Origin of the sequence: Campylobacter concisus (assembly GCF_902460895.1) — a bacterium.
GTDB lineage: Bacteria > Campylobacterota > Campylobacteria > Campylobacterales > Campylobacteraceae > Campylobacter_A > Campylobacter_A concisus_BC.
Genome location: NZ_CABPVL010000002.1, coordinates 544,056 through 564,201, shown reverse-complemented (window position 1 = coordinate 564,201; position 20,146 = coordinate 544,056). Strand labels below are relative to the sequence as shown.

The 20,146-nt window shown below is 40.2% G+C and carries 20 protein-coding genes and 1 tRNA gene; 4 read left to right on the top strand and 17 right to left on the bottom strand.

The features are described 5' to 3' along the window. Positions 1-93: 93 nt before the first annotated feature. From F3G98_RS04040 to thiC, 4 genes are all read right to left on the bottom strand, one after another. A complete protein-coding gene (locus F3G98_RS04040; protein WP_103608311.1) occupies positions 94-1,431 on the bottom strand; it encodes a PFL family protein in 1,338 nt (445 codons plus the stop codon). 9 nt (positions 1,432-1,440) lie between these two features. Next, positions 1,441-1,707, bottom strand: a complete 267-nt coding sequence (locus F3G98_RS04035) for an ACT domain-containing protein (RefSeq protein WP_002939508.1) — start codon at positions 1,705-1,707, stop codon at positions 1,441-1,443. Positions 1,708-1,854: 147 nt separating this feature from the next. Then, positions 1,855-2,955, bottom strand: coding sequence for an Mrp/NBP35 family ATP-binding protein (locus F3G98_RS04030; protein ID WP_149725773.1), 1,101 nt, complete (start codon positions 2,953-2,955; stop codon positions 1,855-1,857). Next, complete coding sequence (gene thiC, locus F3G98_RS04025) at positions 2,949-4,247, bottom strand: phosphomethylpyrimidine synthase ThiC (protein WP_149725772.1); 1,299 nt, start codon at positions 4,245-4,247, stop codon at positions 2,949-2,951. Before thiC ends, F3G98_RS04030 begins: the two co-directional genes overlap by 7 nt. 149 nt (positions 4,248-4,396) lie before the next feature. On the opposite strand from thiC, the gene F3G98_RS04020 reads away from it, so the two are divergent. The 4 genes from F3G98_RS04020 to F3G98_RS04005 are packed head-to-tail and all read left to right on the top strand — an operon-like array spanning position 4,397 to position 8,037. Continuing rightward, positions 4,397-5,515: a bifunctional 2-C-methyl-D-erythritol 4-phosphate cytidylyltransferase/2-C-methyl-D-erythritol 2,4-cyclodiphosphate synthase gene (locus F3G98_RS04020; RefSeq protein ID WP_103608314.1), complete on the top strand. Its 1,119-nt coding sequence runs from the start codon at positions 4,397-4,399 to the stop codon at positions 5,513-5,515. Then, positions 5,512-6,402, top strand: coding sequence for a response regulator (locus F3G98_RS04015; RefSeq protein WP_103608315.1), 891 nt, complete (start codon positions 5,512-5,514; stop codon positions 6,400-6,402). The genes F3G98_RS04020 and F3G98_RS04015 overlap by 4 nt, the downstream gene beginning before the upstream one ends. Next, positions 6,380-7,561: a sulfate adenylyltransferase gene (locus F3G98_RS04010; RefSeq protein ID WP_149725771.1), complete on the top strand. Its 1,182-nt coding sequence runs from the start codon at positions 6,380-6,382 to the stop codon at positions 7,559-7,561. Before F3G98_RS04015 ends, F3G98_RS04010 begins: the two co-directional genes overlap by 23 nt. An 8-nt stretch (positions 7,562-7,569) precedes the next feature. Next, the gene (locus F3G98_RS04005) at positions 7,570-8,037 is read left to right on the top strand and encodes a phosphatidylglycerophosphatase A family protein (protein WP_103601499.1); all 468 of its coding nucleotides are present in this window, start codon (positions 7,570-7,572) and stop codon (positions 8,035-8,037) included. Positions 8,038-8,072: 35 nt separating this feature from the next. Here F3G98_RS04005 and F3G98_RS04000 read toward each other — a convergent pair whose 3' ends face one another. From F3G98_RS04000 to rpsL, 13 genes are all read right to left on the bottom strand, one after another. Next, positions 8,073-8,678: a hypothetical protein gene (locus F3G98_RS04000; protein WP_103608316.1), complete on the bottom strand. Its 606-nt coding sequence runs from the start codon at positions 8,676-8,678 to the stop codon at positions 8,073-8,075. 80 nt (positions 8,679-8,758) lie between these two features. Continuing rightward, a complete protein-coding gene (locus F3G98_RS03995; RefSeq protein ID WP_103608317.1) occupies positions 8,759-9,193 on the bottom strand; it encodes a fatty-acid--CoA ligase in 435 nt (144 codons plus the stop codon). Next, a complete protein-coding gene (locus F3G98_RS03990) occupies positions 9,194-12,289 on the bottom strand; it encodes a cytochrome c biogenesis protein CcsA (RefSeq protein ID WP_149725770.1) in 3,096 nt (1,031 codons plus the stop codon). Between the two features lie 45 nt (positions 12,290-12,334). After that, on the bottom strand, positions 12,335-12,892 hold the full coding sequence (locus F3G98_RS03985; protein WP_103608319.1) for a c-type cytochrome: 558 nt from the start codon (positions 12,890-12,892) through the stop codon (positions 12,335-12,337). A gap of 93 nt (positions 12,893-12,985) precedes the next feature. After that, a complete protein-coding gene (locus F3G98_RS03980) occupies positions 12,986-14,209 on the bottom strand; it encodes an OprD family outer membrane porin (RefSeq protein WP_103608320.1) in 1,224 nt (407 codons plus the stop codon). 268 nt (positions 14,210-14,477) lie between these two features. Then, positions 14,478-14,915, bottom strand: a complete 438-nt coding sequence (locus tag F3G98_RS03975) for a hypothetical protein (protein WP_103608321.1) — start codon at positions 14,913-14,915, stop codon at positions 14,478-14,480. A gap of 123 nt (positions 14,916-15,038) precedes the next feature. Continuing rightward, positions 15,039-15,626, bottom strand: a complete 588-nt coding sequence (locus F3G98_RS03970; protein WP_103608322.1) for a hydrogenase-4 component G — start codon at positions 15,624-15,626, stop codon at positions 15,039-15,041. An 83-nt stretch (positions 15,627-15,709) separates the two neighbouring features. Next, on the bottom strand, positions 15,710-16,144 hold the full coding sequence (locus F3G98_RS03965; RefSeq protein ID WP_103608323.1) for a Dps family protein: 435 nt from the start codon (positions 16,142-16,144) through the stop codon (positions 15,710-15,712). A 152-nt stretch (positions 16,145-16,296) separates the two neighbouring features. Then, complete coding sequence (locus F3G98_RS03960; protein ID WP_103617959.1) at positions 16,297-16,674, bottom strand: rhodanese-like domain-containing protein; 378 nt, start codon at positions 16,672-16,674, stop codon at positions 16,297-16,299. Positions 16,675-16,897: 223 nt separating this feature from the next. Then, positions 16,898-16,974: transfer RNA gene (locus F3G98_RS03955), tRNA-Arg, on the bottom strand. Positions 16,975-17,052: 78 nt separating this feature from the next. Continuing rightward, positions 17,053-19,131 carry an elongation factor G gene (gene fusA, locus F3G98_RS03950; protein WP_103608424.1) on the bottom strand — a complete coding sequence of 693 codons (2,079 nt, stop codon included), beginning with the start codon at positions 19,129-19,131 and terminating at the stop codon, positions 17,053-17,055. 12 nt (positions 19,132-19,143) lie between these two features. Continuing rightward, positions 19,144-19,614, bottom strand: a complete 471-nt coding sequence (gene rpsG / locus F3G98_RS03945; protein WP_103608426.1) for a 30S ribosomal protein S7 — start codon at positions 19,612-19,614, stop codon at positions 19,144-19,146. A 78-nt stretch (positions 19,615-19,692) separates the two neighbouring features. Continuing rightward, complete coding sequence (rpsL, locus tag F3G98_RS03940; protein WP_002941121.1) at positions 19,693-20,088, bottom strand: 30S ribosomal protein S12; 396 nt, start codon at positions 20,086-20,088, stop codon at positions 19,693-19,695. Positions 20,089-20,146: the final 58 nt, after the last annotated feature.

Genomic DNA, 20,146 nt, shown 5'->3' with positions numbered 1-20,146 from the left:
GGTTTAAAATTTTTATTATTTTAACTAAAAGCAGTTGAAAAGATTAGGATAAATTTAAGAAAAAGTCCGCAAATTTAAAGCGGACTTTGAATATTAGTTTTTAAAACTATGAATAGGCGCTGGAATTTGTCCGCCACGAGCGATGAAGTCGGCACTTGAGGCCTTATTTATCTTCATCACAGGCGCTCTTCCTAAAAGGCCGCCAAACTCGATCATATCGCCCTCACGTCCAAGAGGTATGATACGAACGGCCGTTGTCTTTTGATTTATAACGCCGATAGCCGCCTCATCAGCGATCATCGCAGCTATACTCTGGCTTGGCGTGTCCGCAGGTATAGCGATCATATCAAGTCCCACCGAGCATATCGCCGTCATCGCTTCAAGCTTTTCTAAATTTAGCGATCCCGCGCGCACCGCAGCTATCATGCCCTCATCTTCTGAGACTGGGATAAATGCACCACTTAAGCCGCCCACTTGATTGCACGCCATGACGCCACCTTTTTTGACCGCGTCATTTAGCAGGGCAAGTGCAGCAGTCGTGCCGTGCGTACCGACAGCCTCAAGCCCCATCTCCTCAAGCACACGAGCCACTGAGTCACCAACAGCTGGCGTTGGAGCAAGAGAGAGATCAACGATACCAAATTTAACCCCAAGGCGCTCGCTCGCCATTTGACCAACTAACTGACCGATACGAGTGATCTTAAATGCCGTCTTTTTCACAGTCTCAGCCACCACGTCAAAGCTCTCGCCACGCACCTTTTCAAGCGCTCTTTTTACGACACCTGGGCCTGAAACGCCGACATTTATCACCACATCAGCCTCGCCCACGCCGTGAAATGCGCCAGCCATGAAAGGATTGTCCTCGACTGCGTTTGCAAAAACCACGAGCTTCGCACAGCCCATCTCTGATGCTGCCGCCGTCTCTTTTATGATGCGTCCCATGTCACGCACCGCGCTCATATTTATGCCACTTTTTGTTGAGCCAACATTGACGCTTGAGCACACTTTTGCAGTTTGTGCTAGTGCTTGCGGGATAGAATTTATCAAAATTTCATCGCCCTTTTGATAACCCTTTTGAACTAAGGCCGAAAAACCACCTATAAAATCAATACCAACTTCAATAGCCGCCCTATCAAGCGTCTTTGCGATCATCACGTAGTCTTTTGCATCCGTGGCGGCGCCGATTATCGAGATAGGCGTCACGCTCACTCTTTTATTGACGATTGGTATGCCTAGCTCGGCAGAAATTTCATTGCCCACTCTAACTAGGTCTTTGGCTTTAGTGGTGATTTTTGCGTAAATTTTGTCGCAGGCTTTGTTGATGTCAGAGTCGATGCAATCAAGCAAACTAATGCCCATCGTGATCGTTCTGATGTCAAAATTTTGCTCCTCGATCATCGAGATAGTTTCGGTTACGTTTTTGATATCCATCTTTTGTCCTTAAATTTTGTGCATCGCATCAAAAATGGCTGAGCTTTGGATATTTATCTTTACTTTTAGGCTCTCTCCAAGCTTATCTAGCTCCGCTCTTAAGGCCGTAAAGTCCTTATTTTCATCACTTGAAACCACCGCCATCATCGTGAAAAAGTCGCTCAAAATAGTCTGTGAGATGTCGTCTATATTTAGCCCTAGCTCACTAAGCTTTGCTGAGACGCCAGCAACGATGCCAACTCTATCTTTTCCGACTACGGTTACGATCGCTTTCATCTTTTCTCCTGTTAAATTTTAAATTTATTTTTTAAAGTGCGTTTTGGCTACAAAATTTAAGCTAAGCACCAAGCAAAGCCAAATTTTGGTAGCCAAATTTAAACTGGCAAATTTTAAAATTTGCTCTAAATTTTATCTTTTACAAATTTACTTCAAGCAAGCACTCTTGCCATCATTTACTGGCTGGATCGCTGAGTTATCAGCCCCACCGCCGTTATTTATATTTTCTATTATCTCCCAAAGCCTTGCAGCTGCGCTCTCATAGCGTTTTGCAGTGACTGAGTTTGGCTCATAGAAGCTAACTGGCTTGCCGCTATCGCCACCCACTCTAACAGCTGGCTCGATAGGAATTTCAGCCAAAATTTGAGTGTTGTAAGCTTTTGCCACCTCTTCAGTCGTGCCTTTGCCAAAGATGTCATACTCTTTGCCGTTATCTGGGCAGATGAAGCCACTCATATTTTCGATGACGCCAGTGATTGGGATGTGAAGCTTTTCAAACATATCAAGCGCACGTTTGCTATCATCAAGTGCTACCACTTGAGGCGTTGTGACGCAAACACCTGCTGTTACTGGCACGCTTTGAGCAAGGGTAAGCTGCGCATCGCCCGTTCCTGGAGGCATGTCGAGAAACAAGACATCAAGCTCGCTCCAAAGCACGTCTCTTAGCAGCTGCTCAATCGCTTTCATGATCATCGAGCCACGCCAGATAAGGCTCATGCCCTCCTCCATCAAAACGCCCATACTCATCATCTCCACGCCATGGCTAAGTATCGGCTTTAGCTTGTTGCCAACGACTTGTGGCTGGGTATTTACTTCGCCAAGCATTCTTGGGATGTTTGGTCCGTAGATGTCAGCGTCTAAGATACCCACTTTTTTGCCTAGTTTTGCCATTGAGATGGCTAAATTTAGCGTCGTGGTTGATTTACCAACGCCACCTTTGCCAGAGCTTACCATTACAAAATTTTTAACTTGAGGCGCGATATTTTTGCCACTTTGAGTGTTACTTTTCTCCTCAGGCATCTTTGGCTGGATCAAATTTAGAACGTACTCATTTGAGCCCATGACACGTTTGATGTCTGTTTTTAGCTCGTTTGCCACCTCTGGGCTTGAGCTAACGATCTCGACTTCGATTAAGATTTTCTCGCCGATTTCTACATTTTTTACAAAGCCAAAGCTAACTATATCCTTCTCAAATCCTGGATATATGACGCCTCTTAGTCTGTTTAAGACCTCTTCTTTATTTAACATTTTTCTCCTTTTTCTAGATCTTTTGAAATTTTATATGCACAAAATTTTGGTCCGCACATCGAACAAAAATGAGCGCTCTTAAACGCATCTTCTGGCAAGCTCTCGTCGTGAAGCTCCTTAGCCTTTTTTGGATCAAAGCTAAGCTCAAACTGCTTGTTCCAGTCAAACGCATATCTAGCATCACTCATAGCATGGTCTTTTTCGATAGCTCCAGCCTTGCCAAGCGCGACGTCTGCGGCATGAGCTGCTATCTTGTGAGCTACGATGCCCTCTCTTACGTCATTTTCATTTGGCAAGCCAAGATGCTCTTTTTGCGTCACATAGCAAAGCATGCTAGCGCCGTGATACGCCGCCATCGTACCACCAATCGCCGAAGTGATATGATCATACCCCGCGCCGATATCGCTAACAAGCGGTCCAAGCACGTAAAATGGGGCGTCATGGCAGAGCTCTTGTTCGATTTTCATATTATACTCAATTTGACTTAATGGCACATGACCAGGGCCCTCTATCATCACCTGCACATCTTTTTGCCACGCACGAAGTGTCAGCTCTCCAAGCACTTTTAGCTCACTAAGCTGCGCCTCATCTGTCGCGTCATAAAGACAACCTGGGCGAAGTCCGTCGCCAAGCGAAAGCGAGACATCATATTTTGCGCAAATTTCTAAAATTTGATCAAAAATCTCATAAAATGGATTTTGCCTATTTAGCTTTGACATGTAGCTTGCGCTCAGGCTGCCACCGCGGCTAACTATGCCCATTTTACGCTTTTTAACAAGCGGCAAAAACTCACGCAAAAAACCAGCGTGTATCGTAAAGTAACTAACCCCTTGCCTTGCTTGCTTCTCTAGCACGCTTAAAATTAGCTCATTTGTGATATTTGTAACCTCTTTTGCCTCTTTTAAAATTTCATACATCGGCACCGTGCCAACTGGCACGCTTGAATGCTCTATGATAGCGCTTCTAATAGCATCCAAATCGCCGTCTGTGCTTAGGTCCATAACCGTATCAGCGCCAAATTCTAAGCAAATTTCAAGCTTTCTAAGCTCAGCGCAAATGTCGCTACTTAGGCTTGAGTTGCCGATATTTGCATTGACCTTTGTCTTTAGCTTTCTGCCTATGCCCATTGGTTTTAAATTTATGTGATTTACATTTGCTGGGATGATGATCCTGCCATTTGCAACCTCATCTATAAGCAAATTTTCGCCTATCCCCTCGATCTTTGCCACATAGCTCATCTCCTTTGTGAGCTCACCTCGCCTAGCATAGTACATCTGCGTCTTATCTCTCATGAGTAGCCTTTTTAAATTTATAAAAAAGCTAATTTTAGTCCTTTTTATATTTGAACTAACTAAATAAATCTAAATTTCTACTCTTTTTTAAAAAGATTTTTTCAAGTTTTAGAATGTATAATTCCGTAACAATCTTCAAAGGAGCTACCTTGCTTGATATCTCACTTATAATGCTTGGAGCCGGAAATTCCAGCCGTTTTGAGCTACCTGTAAAGAAGCAATGGCTTCGCATCGGCAGCGATCCACTTTGGCTATTTGCCACTAAAAATTTGAGTAACTTTTACACATTTAAAGAGATCATCGTCGTTAGCAAAGAGTGCAAATATATGTCTAAATTTGCTCCAAATTATAAATTTGTTGATGGCGGCGAGACAAGACAAGATAGCCTAAAAAACGCACTCGAGCTAGTTAGTAGCGAATTTGTCCTAGTTAGCGACATCGCGCGCCCTTGCATATCAAGCGAGCTCTTTCACAAGATCATCGAGGCGGCCGCTCAGGCTGACTGCGTGGTCCCTGCACTAAAGATCGCTGACACTGCCTATCTTGGCGAAAATGCAATTGATAGAGAAAAGGTAAAACTTATCCAAACGCCGCAACTCTCGCGCACAGCACTTCTTAAAAAGGCTCTTAGCGGCGCTGAAATTTACACAGATGATAGCTCGGCCATGAGAGCCATTGGCGCAAGTGTTTGGCATATTTTGGGCGATGAGATGGCTAGAAAGATCACTTTTAAAGAGGATCTTGCCAAAATTTCAGCCCTAAAAGCACCAGAAAACGAAGTCTTTGTCGGCAACGGCTTTGATGTGCATGAGTTTGAAAAGGGCCGTCCGCTTGTGCTTTGTGGCGAAAAGATCGACTATGAGTTTGGGCTAAAGGCTCACAGCGACGGCGATGTGGCACTTCATGCGCTAACAGACGCTATCTTGGGAGCTGCTGGGCTTGGCGACATAGGCGAGCTCTTTCCTGATACGGACGATAAATTTAAAGATATTAGCTCTATTTACTTGCTTGAGGAGGCCTATAAAAGAGTGCAAAGCGTGGGCTTTGTGCTAACAAACGCTGACATAACGATAATGGCGCAAAAACCAAAAATCTCAAGGCTAAAATCAAAAATGGAGGCAAACATCGCGCAGGCTTTAAATTTGAGCCAAAACCGCATAAATGTAAAGGCGACGACGACTGAGGGGCTTGGCTTTGTCGGTAGATGCGAAGGGATCGCTGTCATGGCAAGCGCTAGCCTTAAATTTTACAACTGGACACAAATATGAAAATTTTAATAGTAGAAAACGAAATTTACCTAGCTGGCTCGATGGCTAGCAAACTAGCTGACTTTGGCTACGACTGCGAGATCGCAAAGAGCGTCAAAGAGGCTTTGAAATTTGAAAATTTTGACGTAGTGTTACTTTCTACCACACTCCCAGGGCAGGACTTCTACCCAGTCATAGAGAAATTTAAAAGCTCTATCATCATCTTACTTATCGCCTACATCAACAGCGACACCGTGCTAAAGCCGATACAAGCGGGTGCGGTGGATTACATACAAAAGCCATTTATGATAGAAGAGCTTGTTAGAAAGATAAGGCATTTTGAAGAGTTTAGAGGCTTTAAAAACGAGATAAAAAACTACGAAAACTATATAAATTTCGCCCTAAAAGACTATGAGATACCTTGTTTTGAAGCCAAAAAGATCAAATTTCCACTTCTTTTAAAATCAAGCAAAAATGGCTACAGCGATAAATTTATCTTTAACTATGTAAAGGCAAACAAAACGCCATTTTTGTTTTTAGGCAAAGCCTGTTTTAGCGAGCTTGAAAAAGCACTTGCTCAAAGTGGCGACGAGCTAATATACATCACAAATCTTGAAGAGCTAAAAGATGATGAAAAAGAGAAAATTTTAGAGCTTTGCAAAAAGAAAAAAGTGGCTATCCAAACTAGCGATTTTGCGCAAAGTGCGCCATTTGAGGAGCTTGAACTCTCTATCAGAGATAAAAACTTTGACATCGGCGAGATCGTCACGATCGATGAATATATAAAATATATCATCGTTAATTATCAAGATAAATTCCCCGACACCGAGCTAAGCAAAAAGCTTGGAATTTCTAGAAAATCACTTTGGGAAAAGAGAAAGAAATATGACGTCAGCAAGAAAAAATAGTGAAATTTCTATAAACACCGAAGTTTATGGCGCCTTAGAGCTTATCAAAAACAAAATTCTCTCAAATTTTAGCGCCCTGATGGACGACGAGCAGATCAAAGAGGTGGCAAAAAAGGGCTACTTTAACGGCGAGCCGATGCCCTACTCTTTTGGCTTTGCTCCATTTGGCGAGGTCAATCAAAATATCGCTAGCAAGCTGCATGCTGGACAAAGAGTAAATTTAAATATGGACGGCAAGATCGTTGGGCACATCGACGTGGCAAAGGTCTTTAAATTTGACGAGAGCATGCGAGCTAAAAATATATTTTTAGCAAATGAGTCAAACAGCGAAATGTCACTAAATTTAGGCAAATACGGCATAAGCGGCGAGTTTGAGCTATATGATGAGAGCCTACAAATAAGCAAAGATGCGCTAAATGAGCTGATAAAAGAGAGTGGCGCCAAGAAAATAACGGCTGTCTTTTTAACGGCTGATCCATTTAACCGCGCGCATGAACTCCTAGTTAGGATGACCATCGACAAGGCCGATCTCGTGGTTGTTTTTCTCATCAGAACGCGCGAAGAGAGGCATATTGATTACGAGATAAGAAAGCAGGTGCTTGACTTTTTTAACCAAAACTATCTGCCAACAAAAAAGGTATTTGTCTTTGCGCTAAAAAACACAACCCTTTTTAGCTCGCACGCCAACCCAACGCTTGAGTGCATCGCAGCCTCAAGACTTGGCGCAAACAAGCTAGTCATCGGACAAAACCACTCTGGTATCGGCATGTTTTTTGACCACAACGAAGTTCATACGATACTTGATATCTACAAAAACGACCTAAATTTAGACGTGATCGTCCTGCCTGAGCTGGTTTATTGCAACAAGTGTAAGACGCTAGTTAGCACCAAGAGCTGCCCGCACGGACAGCACCACCAGATCAAATACCACCCAGACGTGATCAAAGAGCTGCTATTTAACGGCATCATGCCACCAGCCATACTCGTTAGACCTGAAATTTCAGCGCTCATCTTAAGCAAGCTCTATGTAAATCGCTTTAAAGATATACAAAAGCTCTGTGATGATCTTTTTGTAAATTCTGGACTGCTTGAAAACAAGACCGACCGCGACTTTTACGAAGAGCTCATGAAGCTCTATCAGACATCATCACTCACTTAAGGAAATTTATGCAAAAGCTATTTTTAACATTTTTTGGATTTGGACTTTTACCAAAGGCACCTGGCACTTGGGGCTCGGTGGCTGGAGCTGTGGTGGCTTATTTTGTGTTATATTTTTTCTCATCTACCACGCTTTTGCTAGCTAGCATTTTATTATTTTTGGTGAGCATCAGCGTCATTGATGATTTTGAAAAAAAGGTAAATTCACACGACGAGAGCTTTATCGTGATCGACGAAGTTGCTGGCGTTTGGCTTGCTATCGCCATTAGCGGAGCGACGATCTCACAGCTAGTTCTCTCACTCGTGCTTTTTAGAGTGCTTGATATCAAAAAACCATCGATCATTGGCAGGATCGACCGCAACGTAAAGGGCGGACTTGGCGTCATGGGCGATGATATGGTTGCTGGATTTTTCGCTGGCATTATTAGCGCGATGATATATGGCGTCGCTATGAAATTTGGCGTAGTTTTGCCGTAAGCTGAGCTAGCTATCTTGCTGGCTCTTTTTTAAATTTAACTCTCTCTACTATTTTCCCATTTTAAAAATTCATCCCACTCTTCTTTTGAGATTAAAACTTTGTCGCTAGATTTTTCCTCATCCCTGCCTGCAACTTTATCTTTGTCATAATTTTTTCTAAAGACGATCATATTATAAAGCGAAAATCTAAGCTTTCCAAAAAGGCTTAAATTTTTTGCATTTTCAGGGGTTATCTCATTGCCATTTTTGTCACGTCCTTTGCCACCTAAAAATAGCGAATAAACAAGCGTGGTCATGAAGTTAAATCTTAAAAGAAGCGCCCAAAAGCAGTTTAAGAAGCCGTGATTGTATTTAATGCAAACATAAAAACCAAAAATGGCGTAAATGGCTATTATAAAAAGTATAGTGTAAAAAATATAAGTTAGCCCATCATCGTTTGAAACGTCAAAATACTCGCATACCTCACAAAAGATAGCCACAAAGGTGGGAAATATTACAAGCGGAAAAATAAGATGCAGTCCAACTAGGTCAAATTTACTCACATAGACTTTGATATTTCGCCTGCCAGCAAAGATCATCAACAAAATAGCTAGCACTATCGGCGCAAATACCAAACTAGAATAGAGATCATTGATGTCCAAGTTGCGCTCCTATTTTACTTTGTAAATTTGAGTTTTGCTAACGATATTTTGTGCTCTTAAATTTAAAAATAGAGCTAAATTTACCTACGATTTTTGCGGTTTTCGATGCCGATCTTTTCACTCTCTTCTATCTCTGCAACATAGCTTGGATTTTTCTTTTTAGCCTCTTTGTCTAAAAAGCTAATAAGCTTTGCATCGGCATTTTGATGAGAGCAGATGAGGATTATAAAATTTATGTAGTGGCTAGCTTCTTTTGGAGCGATCTGATTTTTTTTCGCTGGTATTATAAATTTCTCTCCAAAAATTTGTATAAGCTCGAAAAGCTCGTTTTTGCTTAGAGTTTTATCACCAGCAAGTTCTTCAAGCTTTTCGATCGTGATCTCTTCTTCACTCTCAGGCTCTAGCCCTCTTGCCAAGGCTTGATGATCTTTGTTTTTTAGCAAAAGATAGACTAGCGCGCAAATGGCCACTATAAGCAAAAAGACAAAAAAGACTATCAAGCCTTTAAGAAGCATCTATAGCCTTGTGCAAAGAGAGCGTTTCATAAATGCAAGAACGCTCATCGCTATCATAATGGCGATGCTTATCCAGACGAAATCAGGCACTGGAAGCGGATCTCCAGCTGCGTAAGAGTGCATGCCAGCTAGATAGAAATTTACCCCAAAATAGGTCATTATGATCGCCCAATATGCGAAAAACGAAGCCACAGCAAACGCGTACTGGTTATTTAGTCTTGGTATAAATCTCATGTGAAGCACCGCCGCATAGACAAGGATCGAAACTAGCGCCCAAGTCTCCTTGCTATCCCAGCCCCAGTATCTACCCCAGCTCTCATTTGCCCAGACGCCACCCAAAAAGTTTCCAAGCGTAAGTAAGCTAAGGCCAAGTATCATCGCCATCTCATTTATACGTGTCGCTTCAGTGATATTGCGTGCGATCTCTGCATTTGGCTTTTTCTTGTTTTGCAAGATGATAAGCAGCAAAGTAAATCCACCAAGCAACGCACAAAGGCCTAAAAATCCGTAACTTGCAGTTATGATAGAGACGTGGATAGTTAGCCAGTAGCTCTGAAGCACAGGCACAAGCGTCGTGATCTGCGGATCCATCCAGCTAAGGTGCGCAACAAACAGCGTAACGCCAGCTAATATAGATGTAAGTGCAAGTGCGATCGGACTGCGTTTTGCAAAGATGATGCCAGATAGACCAAGCGCCCAAGCGATATAGACCATCGACTCGTAGGCGTTACTCCAAGGGGCGTGCTCAGCGATGTACCAGCGAAGCCCAAGGCCAGCTGTGTGCGCAAGAAAGGCTAGTAAATTTATAATATATACAGCTTTAACTATGCCATTTATCTGCACTTTTGGTGCTAGCATCTTGACAAAAACAAATAGTAAAAGTGCAAGTCCAGCCAAAAGATATATCGGTGTCAAGCGGTCAAATACTTGAAATTTATTAAATAAAATTTCTATATCTATCTTTTTCTCACTTGGCATGACAGCAGCGCCGTATTTGTGCTGATAGGCTGAAATTTTCTCAAGCGCCGCATCCGCCTTGCTCCAGTCATTATCCTTTGAGGCTGCATCAACAGCCGAGAAGTACTCTCTCATCATGCCAACTACTAGCTCAGCCTCTTTTGGCGAAAAATACATCATCGCACTAGCAGGCGAATACCAAGAATTTGACGGATCGTCTTGTTTTGGGAAAATTTTGAAAATTTCACCGATAAATATCATATAAAATACATTTAGTCTCTCGTCGATCTTTATCACATCTTTGTCAAATGTATTGCGTGAGCCTGGGTGTTTGCGGTTTGCTATCTCGGCAAATTTTGTTAGTTTATACTCGCTTCCACCATCTTTTGTCGCTTTAAAAAATTCATCAAAGCTTGCGTATCTTGCATTCTCATCGACGCCTAGCTCTTTTTTTAGCTCCTTGCTCTGACCAAGCGCGATGATCTTCTCATTTCGCCAAAAATCAGGCGTTACCATTATAGAAAGCATCGCTTGGTTTGAATTTAGACTACCTATGCTCTCGCCTCTGTGAATTTTGTTTAAAACCTCTTTGCTAAGCGTATCAAATGGCTTCATCCTACCATCTGGACTTTGCACGATGAGTCTAGCAAGCTTGTCAGCATGCTCTTTGCTGATATGTGGCAAGAAGTCCTCAGCCTTTAGCGAGCTAAAATTTAAGCCCAAAAGTAAGACTGCTATGAGCGCAGCTACTTTTTTACCGCCTTTTGTTGATTCATTATCTATTAGTTTTGCAAGCTTTCTAAAGCGGCTGTTAGGGTTTATGACATTTAACAAGAAGCCAAGTCCTAGCAAAAAGTAGCCGATATATGTCGGGATCTTACCTGGGTCTTTATTGACAGAGAGGATCGTGCCTTTCTCGTCAGTGTCGTATGAGCTTTGGAAAAATCTATATCCATCATAATCAAGCACGTGGTTCATATAAATTCTATAATCAAAGCCCGGATCATTCGTGCTGTCTTTTACTACTACCTCACTTGAGTAGCTCATAGGCGAATTTGATCCAGGATATCTTTTTAGCTCAAAGTCTTTTAGATAGAGGCTAAATGGGAGTTTTATCTGCTGAGCTCCCCACGAGGCGTTAAATTTCTGCCCAGCCACGGCGATACGTGAAGGCTCCATTAGGTTGTAAAATACATGCATCTCTTTACTCTCACCTTTGTAGTTTAGCTCAGCTATCAACGCATTAAACTCGCTATCCTTTGAGCTAACTAGCTTTCTTGTAGCGTGCGCTGAGACTAGCCTTGGAGCGAAATTTATATTTGAGATAGTATATAAGCTACCTGTGCCAAATTCATTCACACTGCCAGCTTTTAGCTCAGTTTTTGAGCTATCCGCCATAGTAAATTTTGAAAGATCAGCATTTGAAGTAACTGTGAAATTTCCATCATTTAGTCTAAAAAGAACGTATTTTTTATTTTCATCTGGTTTAGCATTAAAGATAAAGCTGATATCTCCAACCCTTGCCTCTTCTTCTTCAAGTAAAAATATCTCTTCGCTTTCACTCTCGTTTGAGACTACAAATTCAACAACAGGCTTTCCGCTATCATCATTTACAAATTTATAGCTTGCATTTGGCACAAATTCTTTAAATTTTAAACTAGCCTCACCGTCTGCTGTTTTTAGCTTTAGATCAAAGCCCTTCTTCACATCAGCAAGTCCCAAAGGCATAGCCGAGCTGATCTCTTCGCCTTTGTCGTTAAGCGCTGTTAAATTTATATACGAAACCTTTGTGCTAACGACGTTTGAAGCAGTGTTTTCGCGTATATGCATATCAGCTTCAAAGCCAAGGTATCTTGTGATGCCAGCACCGATTAAGATGACGATAAAACCTAAGTGAAAGATGAGTGATGGGAGTTTTTTAGGATCGATTAGGTTGTATCTAAAGATATTGAAGGCTAAATTTATACCAAGAAGTAGTTGGATGAGCGCAAACCAGCCAGCCCCATAAACATAGTACCAAGCTGCTTCAGTGCTGGTTTTGCTCTCTATTATTGTGGCGGCTCCACTAGCTATGGCAAAGATTATCATCAAAACGATAGCTGAGCCCATACTTAAAAATAATGTTTTTGGATTTAACATCTGCTTCCTTTTATTTATATTGTGGCAAAGCTACCGAAGTGAAATTTATCTTAAATAACTGCCTTGCTTTGTTTCGGTTGAAACTGGTTTATTTTCGTTTGTATCTTGATCTGCAAGTGCATCTTTACCTTTTAGATAAGCAAGTATTGCACCTAGATCATTGTTTGAGACGATCTTAGCTTGGTTTTGCATCACGTTTTTACCGCTACCACCAAAGCTTGAGTCGCTTCTATAAGAGATGATGCTATCTTCTATATCTTTAGCATCCATGTTTTTAAGTGGTGTTGAGCCAAATGGTCTTTTGTCTGCGCTTTCACCATGGCAGCTAGCGCATTGTTTATCATAAAGCTCTTTTCCTAAAGAGACACTATATCTACCTTTTCTATCAACGCCAAATTTTAAAATTCTATTGTCTTTATAGCGCCTTGGATCTTCATCGACATAGACATTTACTTTTTCATTTCTGTCATTAGCCTGCTTTTTTGCCATTTCGGCAAGCTCTTTACCAAACTCACCACGAGCTTCTATATAATAAACCTGAGAAGCTGCAAAGGCATTTGCCACCAAAAAACACGCCAAAAAAGAAATTTTGATATTTTTCATAAGTTTCCTTGAAATTTTGCTCTAAATTTAAAAATCCCGGATCAGATTGCTCCGACCCGGGATTATATCATAAGTTGATTAACGAGCTATGAATTAGAATGAGTATTTAGCTTCAAATCTAAATTTGTCTTCTTTTGTCTTCACATCATTAGGTAGTTTGTGAGTTTGGAAAGAGTAGAATGAGCTAAATGTTAGCTTTTTGTTGTATTGGTAAGCAAATCTTGGAACAAATTCTTCAACTTTATCTTTTACATCTGGGTTACCAGCACCAGCTGAAGTTTTTTGAGTACCTTTAACATAATCTAAACCAACTTTGAATTTATCAAATGTATATGCACTTGTTGCATAGAAGAAGTTACCTTTACCCTCTGCATATGTCCAGTCAAATACATCTTCACCAGCAGTTATTAGGCTACCTTGATCTTCAAATGTAAATGCTGATATACCTTTATCTTGAGCTTTCCAGCCGATATAACCAGCAGCTAGGTCAAAACCAAATAGTGAAGTTGAAAGTTCGCCAGCATAGAAGTTACCATCATTGTATCCAAGGATGTTTTTAGCTTCTTTATCAGCTGTGCTATTTGCATAGTTAAGTCTTGCACCTAGGGCAAAGTCATTAGTGATGTCGAATTTAGCTGAAACGTCAGCTGCAAGTACATCAGCTAGATTAGTTAATGTACCGTACCATAGTTGGAAGCTAACTGGATTAAATGAACCAGCAATACCAGCTGCATATAAGTTACCAACATCATATCTATCTAATTTATTAGTTACAGCTGCATCATATAATTTGCCATCGCTCTCGCCATTGCCTTCAAGAGCATCAAAAGCTAAAGCTGTTAGAGTAAGACCTTCAATATCTTCATTTACTACTCTTACGCCAGTACCGATTGCGTCATCAGTAAAGTATGAGTCAATAGTTTGTTTACCAGCTGTTATAGTAGTACCGCCGATCTTATAGCCAAGATAGAATTGGTGAACACCAAAAGTTCCAGTTGTGTTTGTTTTATCTGTACCAGCACCAGCATTATCACCTGAGCCATCAGTAGCATTGTATCTTAAACCAACAACGCCAAAGAAGTTATCATCGATAGCAGCTTTAAAATTTGTGATCATTTTAAAGTTATGGCCAGCCTCATTTGATTTTTTAACATTTTTTTGTGTTTTGTCATAATCATGTACATGAGTATATCTGTATCTTGCCATACCAGAAAGATCAACATTTTTTATAGCTTCTTCAAGTGGAGTAGCACTTGCTATACTTGAGAATGCGCCTAAAGCAACCAAAGCGGCTAAACTAATTTTTGTTAGTTTCATTTTTTCTCCTTTTAAGGTTTTTGTGTCGACGATTATAATCAATAAATTTTAAGATAAAGCTTAAAAAATCATAAAATTTTGCATTTTTGTTACCGATCGTTTACCGATTTTAACCAAAAAGAGGTATATTTTGATAATTTAACTTTTACAAATGAGACTTTTAAAAAAGGGATAAAAGGAAAAAGGGGCCGTTGCTTTGCCCCTTAAAAGGAGTTCTAGTTTTGATTGCTGATGAAATTATATATGCTAGCAGTAAATCAACGGTAATCTAAAAAGAAATTTTCTCCTCTTTTGGTACTTCGATATTTGTTTTTATATTTTTTCTTTTAACGACTACTTCATTTTGTGGTTTTCTTATGCCATTATATGCGCCTCTAGAGCCGCCCTCTTTTATAAGAAGCATGTCTATGAGCTTATCTGCGTAAAAAGTCGCATAGACAAGATCGCCTTTATCGTAATAATATCTGTTTGCACAAAAATTTGCTTTGTTTAGTTTGTGATTTTTCACATCGCTGGCTACTATCTCGTAGCAGTATTTCGAATCTTTATAGCTAACATCTTTTATGAAGCCTTTGATGGAGCTTTTTGCAGGTGTAGTTTTGATAGCTTGTCTTGGTTGCTTGCGGACTGGCGGATTGTCATCAAAAAATGAACATCCCAAAAAAATAGTGGCTACTGCTAGAGGAAGTAAAATTTTAGCTTTCATCTTTTCTCCTTAATATAAAGAGAAAAGTATAGCTTTTAAGATTAAATAAAATTTGCGAATTTTAAAATTTGAGTTTTGTGCTTACATTAATATACAAATTTCTTGGGAGAGACCCCAAGAAATTTAGGCTGATACGTTTAAAACATTACCGCCAAGCTCAGCGATCTTTTTATCGAGCGTCTCAAGCGTCTTTTCGATAGTCTTTTGTGAAATTTCAGGAAGCTCTCCGCCCCAAATTTTCTTTGCATCCTCAAAACCTTTTGCCACGCCCTCTCTGCCAGCTTTTAGCTTCTCTACATCATCACCTGCGCCATTTAGCACAAAGCCGGCTATCCTCTCAGCCGTATTTGCGATGCCAAAAAAGCCATTTTCACTAACTAGCTCGCTCGCCTCATCGCTACTTAGCTCTCCTAGAGCTTTGCCGTTGTAGCCGATGCCTGCTAGATCAAGGCCAGATAAGATGTCTGATAAATTTTCAGGTACATTAAAGCTTAGACCACCTTGAGCTAGTAAATTTGAGCTAGCGCTTTGAGTAATATCTTTTTGATACTGCAAAAAGTAGCTATTTGAGATCTCTTTCGCGCTTAAATTTGAAACCTCAGGCTGCTTTTTAGAAATCTCTTTTTCATCTTTATGAAGTGAAATTTCTGATTTTACATTCTCTTTTACGCTTGAAGTGTTGTATGAGCTTACGATTTGACTGATTTGCATATTTGGCTCCTATAAGTTTATAAAAACTATATCGCCAAAAGGTGGAATTTATTTAGAGTAAAGCGGGAGAGCTCCCGCTGTGATTATTTACCAAGTGTTGCGTTTAGCATCCAGATGGCTTTTTCAAATTTAGCTATTTGATCTTGTGCGTACATCTGAGTTGTTGTGTCGCCCTCTGCAAGCTCATCAAGCTTTTTAAACTCACCCAAAAGGTGCCTGTAATCAGCCAAAACGATCTCTAAAACTTCAGTTGGAGTGTAACTCTCTTTTGGCTCGTGTTTTATGTGAGCGACTTTTGCTAGCTCTTCGGCCTTGACGATAGGTCTGCCGCCAAGCATAAGAGCCCTCTCAGCTGCGTCATCAAAAATCTCGCTCATATCTTCGTAAGCTTTCTCTGTGTATTCGTGGACGCTAAAAAATTGAATACCTTTTACATTCCAGTGAAGATCATGAAATTTGATATAAAGTGCGTTTGCATCAGCCTGAATTGTGTTTAACTGTAAAATAACTTTTGACATTTTGTCTCCTTCTTTATTGTTTAAATGTGGTGAAATTATATTGACTTAGAGTTAATCACTGGTTAATCAAATAATAAAATTTATTATTTAGTATAAATTTTGACTACAAAATAAATTTATATTGTAGTCAAATGTAGAATTTAGAGATTTGTCTATTTTTTATAAGGTGTAGTTTTGTAGCCTTGCTCGAGCAAACTACTCATACCACCATCTAAATTTATAATCTTAAGATTTGAGCTATCTATCGCTGCAGCTGCTGCTGTGCTTCTTCTGCCACTTCTACAAACAAGAGCGATAGGCTTTTTGATATCAACCGCTTTTGAAAGCTCATCTAAAAATGCACTCTTATTACTTGGATCAAAAGTGATGGTCTTCGCACCAGCTATGATGCCAGTCTCTTGCCATTCAGATGGAGTTCTAATATCAACGATCTGATCATATTTTTTGATCTCATCTGGGCTTATATTAACAGTTTTAACATCAGCTGACAACATGCAACAAACGGCTCCTAAAAGTAAAATTTTTTTCATCTACTCTCCTTAAATAAATTTTTGAAATGTTAGCATGGATTATTAAATATATAAAATTTTTGTTGATAAATTTTATTGTTAATGAGATCATACAAATAATTCATTAAAAAAATAAATTTATTTATATGCCAAACACAACTACTTATAAAAATAAGAATTCTAAATATAAATGATTTAAAGCACTCTATAAAAGATTGTTATTGCATGGTATTAAAAGCAGGAGTGGTGTCCCCAGCGAGGTTCGAACTCACGACCTCAGAATTAGGAATTCTGCGCTCTATCCAGCTGAGCTATGAGGACAAATTTGCAAGTTAGTTTAAATTTTTACTCAAGTAGTTAAATTTTAAAGGGCAGATCGCTCTGCCCTATTTTGGCTAATTAGCCATTTCTCTTTTTAATAATCTCTTCACTTACGTTTTTAGGAACTTCTTCGTAGTGATCAAATTCCATAGAGTAAGTCGCACGACCTTGAGTCATTGAGCGAAGATCTGTTGAGTAGCCAAACATTTGAGCAAGTGGACAATAAGCTGCAATGATTTTTATACCATTTCTATCATCCATTGAATTTACTTGGCCACGGCGCTTATTAAGGTCACCGATAACATCACCCATATACTCTTCTGGAGTCTCAACTTCAACTTTCATCATAGGCTCAAGGATAACCGCACCTGCTTTTCTAGCGCCCTCTTTAAAGCCCATAGAAGCAGCAAGCTTAAATGCCATTTCAGATGAGTCAACTTCGTGGTAGCTACCATCAAAAAGTGTAACTTTAACATCTTCAACTGGATATCCAGCAAGAACACCGCTTTGAAGCGCTTCTTTACAACCTTTTTCAACAGCTGGGATATACTCTTTTGGAACAACACCACCTTTGATGTCGTTAACAAATTCAAATCCACTAGCAGCTGGAAGTGGCTCGATACGTAAGAATACGTGACCATATTGACCACGACCACCTGATTGTTTAGCATACTTATACTCTTGCTCAACTGCCTTACGGATAGTCTCGCGGTAAGCAACTTGTGGTTGACCAACTTCAGCGTCTACTTTAAATTCACGAAGCATACGATCAACAATGATCTCTAGGTGAAGCTCACCCATACCACTAATGATAGTTTGTCCGCTCTCTTCATCAGTGCTAACTCTAAAGCTTGGATCTTCTTGAGCTAGTTTTTGAAGAGCGATCGCCATTTTTTCTTGATCTGCTTTTGTTTTTGGCTCAACCGCAACACTAATAACTGGCTCTGGGAAGTCCATTCTCTCAAGGATAACTTTATCTTTTTCACTTGCAAGAGTATCGCCAGTTAGGGTACTTTTTAGGCCAACAACAGCGCCGATTTCACCAGCAAAAAGCTCTGTAATCTCTTCACGTTTATTTGAGTGCATTTTTAGCAAGCGGCCGATTCTCTCTTTGCAGTCTTGAACTGTGTTGTAAGCATAGCTACCACTTTCAAGGCTTCCTCTATAAACACGGATAAATGTTAGCTGTCCAACAAATGGGTCAGTCATGATCTTAAACGCAAGAGCGGCAAATTCACCATCATCTGTACTTTCAACAGTCACTTCAGTACCATCTTCGTAAACACCATTTATCGCTGCAATCTCATCTGGAGCTGGTAAATAATCAACAACAGCATCAAGTAGAGGTTGAATACCTTTGTTCTTAAACGCAGTTCCGCAAAGCATAGGCGTGATAGTCATTCTTAAGCAGCCTGCTTTTATACCTTTTTTGATCTCTTCTTCAGTTAGCTCTTCACCTGCAAAGAATTTCTCCATCAAGCTATCGTCTGTCTCAGAAACAGCTTCGATTAGTTTTGCACGGTATTCTTCAGCTTTATCTTTAACTTCAGCTGGAATTTCTTCTTCTACATAGTCAGTTGGCTTTTTCTCGTCATTCCAAACGTATGCTTTCATTCTTACAAGGTCAACCACGCCTTTAAAGTTATCCTCTGCACCGATAGGAATTTGGATAGGTACTGGATTTGCTTTTAGTCTTTCTCTAATCTGCTCTTCAACTCTAAAGAAATTTGCACCAATTCTGTCCATTTTATTAACAAAAACAATTCTTGGTACGTGATATTTATTTGCTTGTCTCCAAACAGTTTCAGACTGTGGCTGAACACCACCAACAGAACAAAATACCGCAACAGCACCGTCAAGAACACGCATAGAACGCTCAACCTCAATAGTAAAGTCAACGTGTCCCGGAGTGTCGATTAGGTTTACTTGGTAGCCCTTCCAAAACGCTGTAGTTGCAGCTGATGTAATAGTAATACCACGCTCTTTTTCTTGCTCCATCCAGTCCATAGTAGCAGCGCCATCATGAACCTCACCTATCTTATGGCTCATACCAGTGAAGAACAAAATTCTCTCACTAGTAGTTGTCTTTCCAGCATCAATGTGAGCCGCAATACCGATATTTCTTACCTTATGTAAAGGCGTTTTTCTCTCTGCCATACTAATTCTTTCTTACCAGCGGTAGTGGGCAAATGCTTTATTAGCCTCTGCCATCTTGTAAGTATCTTCCTTCTTCTTGAAAGATGCACCTTTTGAATTTGCCGCATCTAAAAGCTCATTTGCTAGTTTATCAACCATTGTTCTTTCGCTTCTTTTTCTAGCGTAAGTTATAAGCCAGCGGATAGCAAGAGCTTGTTGGCGAGCTGGGCGAACCTCAACTGGCACTTGATAAGTAGCACCACCAACACGGCGTGATTTAACTTCTAAAATAGGTTTTACATTTTCGATAGCGTCGTTAAAAACGTCGATGCCTTTAACCTCAGCATTTTTCTTTTCGATAGCTTTAATAGCACCATACATTATCTCTGTAGCGACGCTTTTTTTGCCATCATACATAAGAGAATTAATAAATTTAGTGATTATTTTATTTCCGTAAATCGGATCAGGTAAAACTTCCCTTACAGGAGCTTTTCTTCTTCTCATTTTGATTTTTCCTTCAAATTTTTATGAAATTTTACTCAAACGTTTGCAAATTTAAGCAACGTCTGCGAACCTAATTTTTTACTTTTTTGGAGCAGCAGCGCCAGCTTTAGGGCGTTTTGCACCATATTTAGAACGAGAAACTGTTCTTTTTGCAACACCAGCAGTATCAAGTGCACCACGAACGATGTGATATTTAACACCTGGTAAGTCTTTAACCCTACCGCCGCGAACTAAAACGATACTGTGTTCTTGTAGGTTGTGACCTTCACCGCCGATATAGCTGATGACTTCAAAACCGCTTGTAAGCCTAACTTTGGCAACTTTCCTCAAAGCTGAGTTTGGTTTTTTAGGAGTTGTAGTATAAACCCTAGTGCAAACTCCTCTTCTTTGAGGGCACTCTTTTAACGCTGGAGATTTTGACTTAACAGTCACTTTCTTGCGTTCATTTCTGACCAATTGATTTATGGTTGGCACAATAATTCCTTTCAACTAAATTTATTAAAAAGACCTAATTTTATTTAAAAAAAGCTTA